Here is a 7,390-nt window from a genome sequence, read left to right as displayed (position 1 = left end):
CGCGCGAGGGGCTGCCCAGTTCCGGCTCGCTCGCCAGCGCGTTGACCAGCCGCCCCTCCACGCTCGCCTCCGCCAGCGCCGCCAGCATCGGTTCCGGCAGCGTCCGGCCCTGAAAGGCGGCCCCCACCACCTGGGTGTGCATCGCCAGCACCAGCGCGAGCGCCGCGCCCGCCTCCCCCAACCGCCGCTGGGCCTCGGCGTACTCCTCCAGGGTCGCTCCCAGCCCCCCGGCCTCACGCGGCAGGGTCAGCCGGGTGTACCCGCTGGCCCGCAGCGCGGCCCCCGCCTCCGGGGTCACGTCCCCGGAGGCCTCGCAGGGGTCCGTGTGGGCGCGGATGACCGCCTCTGCCCGCACGGTCACGGCTTCGAGGTCGGCGGGCAGGGCAGAGCGGCGCGTCATGGCCCGCAGGGTAGGCGATCCCCGCTCCGGGCATGTCCCCCCTCGTCAGTTCGTCCAAAACAGAATAGAGTGGGCGGACTATGCGCCAGTCTCCCCGCGACGCGGCCCGCGCCGACATCCTCTCCCGCTTCCTGCCGGGCGTGGACCGTGACGTGAGCGGTCTGGCGGCCGACCACTGCGGGGAGCGCGGCCTCCTGGCCCCCGGCGGCCTGCCTGCCGCGACCCTGTGCCTGGGCAGTCACGCGGCGGTGACCCGGCTGATCTGGGAGACCTTCGCGCCGGGCTGGGACGACGTGGTGTACGTCTACGACGGTACGCGCGGCGAGCAGACCCGCTACCTGGGCGCCAAGCTGCACCTCACGGTGGCCCTGGCCGCCTCGGGGGACGAACCCACGCCCGGCGTGCAGGCCGCGCTGGAAGCCGCCCGGCGGGCGCTGGCCGAGTTGTGGCGGGTCTGGGCGGGCTACCAGGCCACCACGACCGACGCGCTCTCGCTGGCCGTGACCGAGTTCGAGGACGTGCGCTGAGGCGTCCCTCGCCGCGCTACCCTGGGGCACTCCAACTCTCCCGAGGTGCCCTCCATGTCCCAGCTCACCCTGCCCGAGACCTTCCGTGCCCTGCGGGCCGTCAAGGAAGACGCGGGTGTCCGCGCCGAGTTCCAGAGCCTCACTCCCGCCGACCTGCCGCCCGGCGACACGGTGGTCCGGGTGACCCACTCCAGCCTCAACTACAAGGATGGGCTGGCGGTGGCCGGGCGCCCCGGCGTCCTGAAGTCCTACCCCATGACCCCCGGCATCGACCTGGCGGGCGAGGTGGTGTCCGACGAGACGGGCACCTATGCCCCCGGTCAGGGCGTCCTGCTGACGGGCTGGGGCATCGGCGAGCGGCAGGACGGCGGCTACGCCGAGTACGCCCGCGTCCGCTCCGAATGGCTGGTGCTGCTGCCCTCCGGCACGGACGCCGGGTGGGCCATGAGCGTGGGCACGGCGGGCTTCACGGCGATGCTGGCGGTGCTGGCGCTGGAGGAGCACGGGGTGACCCCGGACCGGGGCGAGGTGCTGGTCACGGGCGCGGCGGGCGGGGTGGGCAGCATGGCGGTCGCGCTGCTCGCGGCGGCGGGGTTCACGGTGACGGCCAGCACCGGGCGGACGCAGGAGGAGGGCTACCTGCGCTCGCTGGGCGCGGCGAACGTGATCGGCCGCGACGAGCTGCCCGCGCTCAGGCGCCCCCTGGAAAAGGAACGCTGGGCCGGGGTCGTGGACTCGGTGGGCGGCGAGACCCTCGCCGGGGCCATCGCGGGCACCCGCACCCACGGGGCGGTCGCGGCCTGCGGGCTGGCGGGCGGCGGCGCCCTCCCCACGACCGTCTTCCCCTTCATCCTGCGGGGGGTGAGCCTGCTGGGCATTGACTCGGTGACCTGCCCCACCCCCAGGCGCCGCGCAGCCTGGGAGCGGCTGGCCCGTGACCTGCCCGCCGACAGACTCGCGGACGTGACCCAGGTGCGGCCCCTCTCGGACGTGCCCGCCCTGGCCGAGCAGATTCTGGCCGGGCAGGTGCGCGGGCGCACGGTGATCGCGGTCGCGCCGGGGGAGATAGGGGGAGATGAGGCCGGGCGCGATTTTCCCATCTCCCCGTCAGCCGGGATGCACTAGGCTGACGTCCATGAGAAAACTCGGTGCCCTGACGGCCCTGTCCCTCCTGCTCGCCTCCTGCGGGGGCGGTCCCGAACGCGTCCCCGACAACGCGCCCGCCGAGACCACCGTCTCAGGCCGTATTCAGACCTGGCAGAGCGGCACTTCGGGCAGCGTGGCCCTGACCGGCCTCCTGCCGCTGGTGCCGCTGGCGAGCGCTCCGGTGGACGCGGCGGGCAGCTTCCGCCTCACGCTGCCGACCGGGCCGCTGGTCGAGGCCCAGACCCGTTCCATTCCCGAGACGCTGGAGCAGGGCCTTTCCGACCTGAACTGCACGTCCGCTGGGCTGACGGTGAGTGATCCCGCTGCACGCGGTCTGCTCTTCTTCACCCTGCGGGCCGAGGGCGGTGGGGCCGGGGCGCGTGAGGTGGCGGCAGCAAGCCTCACGAGGAGTGGTCCTTTATCAGCCTCCTTTGATGCCCGTGCGTGGCTGTATACAGATCGAGTGGTCACAGTAACAGGCAGAATCAATTGCCGAGTCGCTGGTCTGACGGCGCCTATCACTGTTAACGTCAAGACGGTGCCTGGCTGGATCAAGTTGAAAATAAGCGCAACGGGCAGTTACGGTTTTGGCGGCCCTAGCGCTAGCGGTACGGTCACCCGCACCCTGACCGACCTGAACACCTGGCTGACCCTCGCCGAAGTCGGGCAGGCCCTCCAGTGAAGCGCACGGCCGCCCTGATCGCGGGTGCCCTGCTGCTCGCGGGCTGCGCTCCCCGGACCGTTTCGCTGGGGGCCACCCCCGCCGCTCCCGCGCAGCCGGTCACCCAGATTCCGGGGGACATCTCGCGCTGGTCGGGTACGGGCAGCGTCGCGCTGACGGGGCCGGGTGGGCAGGTGCTGGCGCGGGCGGAGGTGGCCCCCGACGGCCGCTTCTCCCTGCCCCTGCCGGGAGAAGCGGCCCTGACGCCCCTGCTGCGCTCCCCCAGCGACGCCCTCTCGGGGCTGGGCTGCACGGGCAGCGTCCTGAGCAGCGACGCGGGGGCGGGCAGCTACGCCTTCCTGGGCCTGACCCCGCAGGGCTCGCAGGCGGCGACCGTATTCGCCGCGCAGGCCGAGCGCACCAGCTTCGCGTCAGGCACCTTCTCGGGCCGCGTCTACCTGTACGTGAGCCGCCCCACCCGCCTGAGCGGCACGGTGGACTGCGGGCAGGTCGTGCAGGACTTCGCCGGGGTGGGGACGGCCGTGCCCGTCACGGTGGACGTGACCGCGCAACCCGGCTGGAACGCCCTCGAACTCGGCGTCAATGTCCGGGCCAGCCTGGGCGGCGTGAGCGCGGGGGGCAGTCTCTCGGCGGTGGCCGACGCCGAGCGCGTGTGGCGCACCCCCGAGGAAGTCGTGCAGCAGGTCACCGGGTCCTGACGCCCTTCTGAGCCGAGGGCTGAGGGTGAGGGGGGAGCGGCGGGTTGGCTCCCCCCTCCCCTTTGATCAGCTCCCCCGTGGCCTGCCCCGTAAGGCTCCCGGCTGCTCTACCCTCTTGCCCATGTCCGAATCCCGCCCAGCCGCCGTGGGCCGCTTCGCCCCCAGTCCGACGGGCGCGATGCACCTGGGCAACGCCCGGACCGCCCTGCTCGCGTGGCTGCACTCGCGGGCGCTGGGCGGGCGGCACCTGCTGAGATTCGAGGATCTCGACACCGGGCGGGTGCGGCCCTGGGCCTTCGACGTGACCCGGCGCGATCTGGAGTGGCTGGGGCTGGACTGGGACGCCGAAACGCGGCAGTCCGGGCGGCTGGAGGTCTACGCCGAGGCCCTCGCCCGGCTCACGGCGGCGGGGGAGACCTACCCCTGCACCTGCACCCGCCGCGAGATCGCCCAGGCCATTCAGGAAAGTGCCGGGGCACCCCACGGCACCGAGCCGGTGTATCCGGGCCTCTGCCGCGCGGGAACCGTGAATCCGGGCCGTCCCGCCGCCCGGCGCTGGCGGGTGCCCGACCGGACGGTGTGCGTGCGTGACGCCCTGACCGGGGAAACGCTCTGTCAGCACCTCCCCGGCGAGGTGGGTGACTTCGTGCTGCAGCGGAACGACGGCGTCTACGCCTATCACCTCGCGGTGGTGGTGGACGACGCGGCGACCGGCGTGACGGACGTGGTGCGCGGGCTGGACCTGTGGACGGCGACGCCCCGGCAGGTCGCCCTGCAGGGGGCCCTGGGCCTCCCCACGCCGAGGTACCTCCACGTTCCGCTGATGACCGACTTCCGGGGCGAACGCCTCGCCAAGCGGGGCGGGGCCCCCCCGGTGCAGGCCCTGCGCGAGGGGAGAGAGGACGCCGGGCGTGTTCTCGCGGCGCTGGCCCGTTCGCTGGGGTGGGAGGTGCCGGAGAGGGTCACCGCGCCTGACCTGCTGCCGCTGTGGCGGCGGACTCTGGACCAGGCGGGATGGTCAGGTCTGCCACAAATCTAGACCGGTTGTCTAAGTTTCTCTGGCCGGGGTTGGGCCTCGCCGTCTACCCTGGACAGCATGTCTCTGTCTCTTCCAGCCTACCCGCAGCCCGACGCGCGGGGCCGCTTCGGGCGCTTCGGCGGGCGCTATGTGCCCGAGACGCTGATTCCGGCCCTCGACGAACTGGAGCGGGCCTACCTCGACGCCAAGCAGGACCCTGCCTTTCTGGGCGAGCTCGACCGCCTGCTGCGCGAGTTCGTGGGCCGCCCCAGTCCCCTCTACCTTGCCCGGCGGCTGACCGAACACGCGGGTGGGGCGAGGATCTACCTCAAGCGCGAGGACCTCAACCACACGGGCGCCCACAAGATCAACAACTGTCTGGCGCAGGCGCTGCTCGCCGTGCGGATGGGCAAGAAGCGCGTGATCGCGGAGACGGGCGCCGGGCAGCACGGGGTCGCCTCGGCCACCGCCGCCGCGCTGCTGGGGCTGGAATGCATCGTGTACATGGGCGCCGAGGACATCCGCCGCCAGGCCCTCAACGTCTTCCGGATGCGGTTGCTGGGCGCCGAGGTCCGCGAGGTCACCTCCGGCACCGCGACCCTCAAGGACGCCACCAACGAGGCGATCCGCGACTGGGTCACCCACGTGCGCGACACCTTCTACATCCTGGGCAGCGTGGTGGGGCCGCACCCCTACCCGGCGATGGTGCGCGACTTTCAGGCCGTGATCGGCGAGGAGGTCAAGGTGCAGCTTTCCGAGCTGGAGGGCCGCTCCGCCCCCGACGCCGTGGTCGCCTGCGTGGGCGGCGGGTCGAACGCCATCGGCATCTTCGCCCCCTATGCCTACCTTCCCCAGGAGCAGCGCCCGCGCCTGATCGGCACCGAGGCCGCCGGGGAGGGCGTGGACAGCGGGCGGCACGCGGCCTCCGTCGCGGGGGGGCGCGTGGGCGTCCTGCACGGCTCGATGATGTACCTCCTCAACGACCCGGAAGGCCAGATCGTCCCGCCGCACTCGGTCAGCGCGGGGCTGGACTACCCCGGCATCGGGCCGGAGCACTGCCACTACAGCGAAACCGGCGTGGCCGAGTACGTGCCCGTCACCGACGCGCAGGCGCTGGAAGCCCTGCAACTGCTCACCCGGCTGGAGGGCATCATTCCCGCGCTGGAAAGTGCCCACGCGATCTACCACGCCGTGCAGCTCGCGCCGGAGCTGGGGCCGGAGGGCCTCATCGTGGTCAACCTCTCCGGGCGCGGCGACAAGGACGTGGCCGAGGTGATGCGCCTGCTGGAAAAGGAACGGGACGCGGGCCTGCTGGACAAAGGCCCGGAACAGCTCATCGCGGAGGTGCTGGCATGACCGCCACGCTGACGCGGGNGGCCGAGGTGATGCGCCTGCTGGAAAAGGAACGGGACGCGGGCCTGCTGGACAAAGGCCCGGAACAGCTCATCGCGGAGGTGCTGGCATGACCGCCACGCTGACGCGGGGGGCCGAGCGTATTCACGCGGCGTTTGCCCGCGCGAGGGCCGGGAACCGCGCGGCCTTCATCCCCTTCATGACGGGCGGGTTCCCCAGCGCCGCCGGGTTCCCGGCAGTGGCGGACGCCCTGCTCGCGCACGCGGACATCCTCGAAGTCGGGATTCCGTATTCCGATCCGCTGGGCGACGGCCCCACCATCCAGCGGGCGTCCGAGCAGGCGCTGGCGGGCGGCACGAGCACCCGGCGCACGCTGGAACTGGTGCGCGACCTGCGGCGGCGGCACGACACGCCCATTGCCCTGATGACCTACGTCAACCCCATCTACGCGGTCGGCCCGCGCGAGTTCATGCGGCTCGCGCAGGAGGCGGGGGTGGACGGCCTGATCCTCCCCGACCTCCCGCCCGACCAGGACCTGGAGATCGCGGACCTCGCCGCCGAGCACGGGCTGGCGGTCACCTTCCTGATTGCGCCGACGAGCACGCCCGAGCGGGTGAAGCTGGTGGCCGAGGCGTGCACGGGCTTCCTGTACGCGGTGTCGGTCACCGGGGTCACCGGGACGCGCGAGGGGTCGGCGCTGGCCGAGGTGCCCGCGATGCTGGCGCTGGCCCGGCAGCACGCGCGGGTGCCCGTGGCGGTGGGCTTCGGCGTGAAGGACGCGGCGACCGCCCGGCAGGTCGCCTCGGTCGCGGACGGGGTGGTCGTGGGAAGCGCCTTTATACAGGCCGTGCAGGGCGGGCAGGACGTCGGCGCACTCGCGGCCGAGATCGCGGCGGGGTGCGGGCGGTAAGCCCGGGCCTGCGGGCGGCTCCCTCCTGTCGGCGTGCGGGAGGGAGCCGCTTTCTTGCCGCCCATGTCCGTGTGTGGTCACAGCGGTGTGCCGTTCCGCTGAAGGAAGGACAGCCCCCCCTTCCACTCCGCTCCACTCCAACCGCTGCCTGTGGTGACCGCTGTCAGACGGCTGCAAGAGGCCGCCCTTACTCTGGGGAGTGATGCGCCTGGCCCCCCTGCTCCTGCTGCCCCAGCTTCCGGTGTGGATCTTGCTGACGGTGGCGGGCCTGCAGCTCTCGGCGGCGGTGGAGGCCCGCGCACAGGCTACGGCGCAGGCGGCGCACTCGCGCGGGCAGCTCGCCCGCATGGAGGCGGCCCTGCGGCTGACCCTCGACCTCGAGACCGGGGTGCGCGGGTACGTCATCACCGGGCAGGCCGCGTTCCTGACGCCCTACCGCGAGGCGACCACCGCCCTGCCACAGATGCTGGCCACCCTGCGGGAGGGAGCCGCCGCGCAGGCTGGCCCCGACCGCCCCGCGCAGCTCGCCCGCCTCAGCCGCATCGAGACGCTGCTGGAACGCTGGCAGGCCGGGGTGGGCCGCCCCGAGATCGTTGCCCGTGGCCGCTCGGCGCAGGAGGCCGCCGCTCTGGTGGCGCGGGGCACCGGCAGGCGCC

9 protein-coding genes are annotated in these 7,390 nt (G+C 73.1%); 8 read left to right on the top strand and 1 reads right to left on the bottom strand.

Annotated features, from left to right (window positions below):
- The coding region (locus tag QOL99_RS13170; protein ID WP_285524479.1) for an acyl-CoA dehydrogenase family protein at positions 1 to 400 on the bottom strand (400 nt) is incomplete at its 3' end.
- 80 nt (positions 401 to 480) lie between these two features.
- On the opposite strand from QOL99_RS13170, the gene QOL99_RS13165 reads away from it, so the two are divergent.
- The 8 genes from QOL99_RS13165 to QOL99_RS13130 form a co-directional block, all read left to right on the top strand.
- Positions 481 to 927: a hypothetical protein gene (locus QOL99_RS13165; RefSeq protein WP_285524477.1), complete on the top strand. Its 447-nt coding sequence runs from the start codon at positions 481 to 483 to the stop codon at positions 925 to 927.
- 54 nt (positions 928 to 981) lie between these two features.
- Entirely contained in the window at positions 982 to 2,052 is a 1,071-nt protein-coding gene (locus QOL99_RS13160) for an MDR family oxidoreductase (RefSeq protein WP_285524475.1), read from the top strand.
- A 10-nt stretch (positions 2,053 to 2,062) separates the two neighbouring features.
- Positions 2,063 to 2,755 (top strand): hypothetical protein, encoded by a 693-nt coding sequence (locus QOL99_RS13155; RefSeq protein ID WP_285524474.1) that lies wholly within the window; start codon positions 2,063 to 2,065, stop codon positions 2,753 to 2,755.
- Positions 2,752 to 3,453: a hypothetical protein gene (locus QOL99_RS13150; protein WP_285524472.1), complete on the top strand. Its 702-nt coding sequence runs from the start codon at positions 2,752 to 2,754 to the stop codon at positions 3,451 to 3,453. Before QOL99_RS13155 ends, QOL99_RS13150 begins: the two co-directional genes overlap by 4 nt.
- A gap of 121 nt (positions 3,454 to 3,574) precedes the next feature.
- A complete protein-coding gene (gene gluQRS, locus QOL99_RS13145) occupies positions 3,575 to 4,492 on the top strand; it encodes a tRNA glutamyl-Q(34) synthetase GluQRS (RefSeq protein ID WP_285524470.1) in 918 nt (305 codons plus the stop codon).
- A gap of 57 nt (positions 4,493 to 4,549) precedes the next feature.
- Positions 4,550 to 5,827: a tryptophan synthase subunit beta gene (gene trpB, locus QOL99_RS13140; RefSeq protein WP_285524468.1), complete on the top strand. Its 1,278-nt coding sequence runs from the start codon at positions 4,550 to 4,552 to the stop codon at positions 5,825 to 5,827.
- A gap of 106 nt (positions 5,828 to 5,933) precedes the next feature.
- Positions 5,934 to 6,734 carry a tryptophan synthase subunit alpha gene (gene trpA, locus QOL99_RS13135; protein WP_285524466.1) on the top strand — a complete coding sequence of 267 codons (801 nt, stop codon included), beginning with the start codon at positions 5,934 to 5,936 and terminating at the stop codon, positions 6,732 to 6,734.
- Between the two features lie 202 nt (positions 6,735 to 6,936).
- A partial coding sequence (locus tag QOL99_RS13130; RefSeq protein WP_285524464.1) for a CHASE3 domain-containing protein occupies positions 6,937 to 7,390 on the top strand: 454 nt, incomplete at its 3' end.

Source organism: Deinococcus rhizophilus (genome assembly GCF_030271215.1).
Lineage (GTDB): Bacteria > Deinococcota > Deinococci > Deinococcales > Deinococcaceae > Deinococcus > Deinococcus rhizophilus.
This window is presented reverse-complemented; position numbering and strand designations above follow the sequence as displayed.

Excerpts from the sequence above, each read along its gene's own strand:
- trpB (WP_285524468.1), top strand. The coding sequence starts at position 4,550 with ATGTCTCTGTCTCTTCCAGCCTACCCGCAGCCCGACGCGCGGGGCCGC.
- trpA (WP_285524466.1), top strand. The coding sequence starts at position 5,934 with ATGACCGCCACGCTGACGCGGGGGGCCGAGCGTATTCACGCGGCGTTT.
- gluQRS (WP_285524470.1), top strand. The coding sequence starts at position 3,575 with ATGTCCGAATCCCGCCCAGCCGCCGTGGGCCGCTTCGCCCCCAGTCCG.
- QOL99_RS13160 (WP_285524475.1), top strand. The coding sequence starts at position 982 with ATGTCCCAGCTCACCCTGCCCGAGACCTTCCGTGCCCTGCGGGCCGTC.
- QOL99_RS13165 (WP_285524477.1), top strand. The coding sequence starts at position 481 with ATGCGCCAGTCTCCCCGCGACGCGGCCCGCGCCGACATCCTCTCCCGC.
- QOL99_RS13155 (WP_285524474.1), top strand. The coding sequence starts at position 2,063 with ATGAGAAAACTCGGTGCCCTGACGGCCCTGTCCCTCCTGCTCGCCTCC.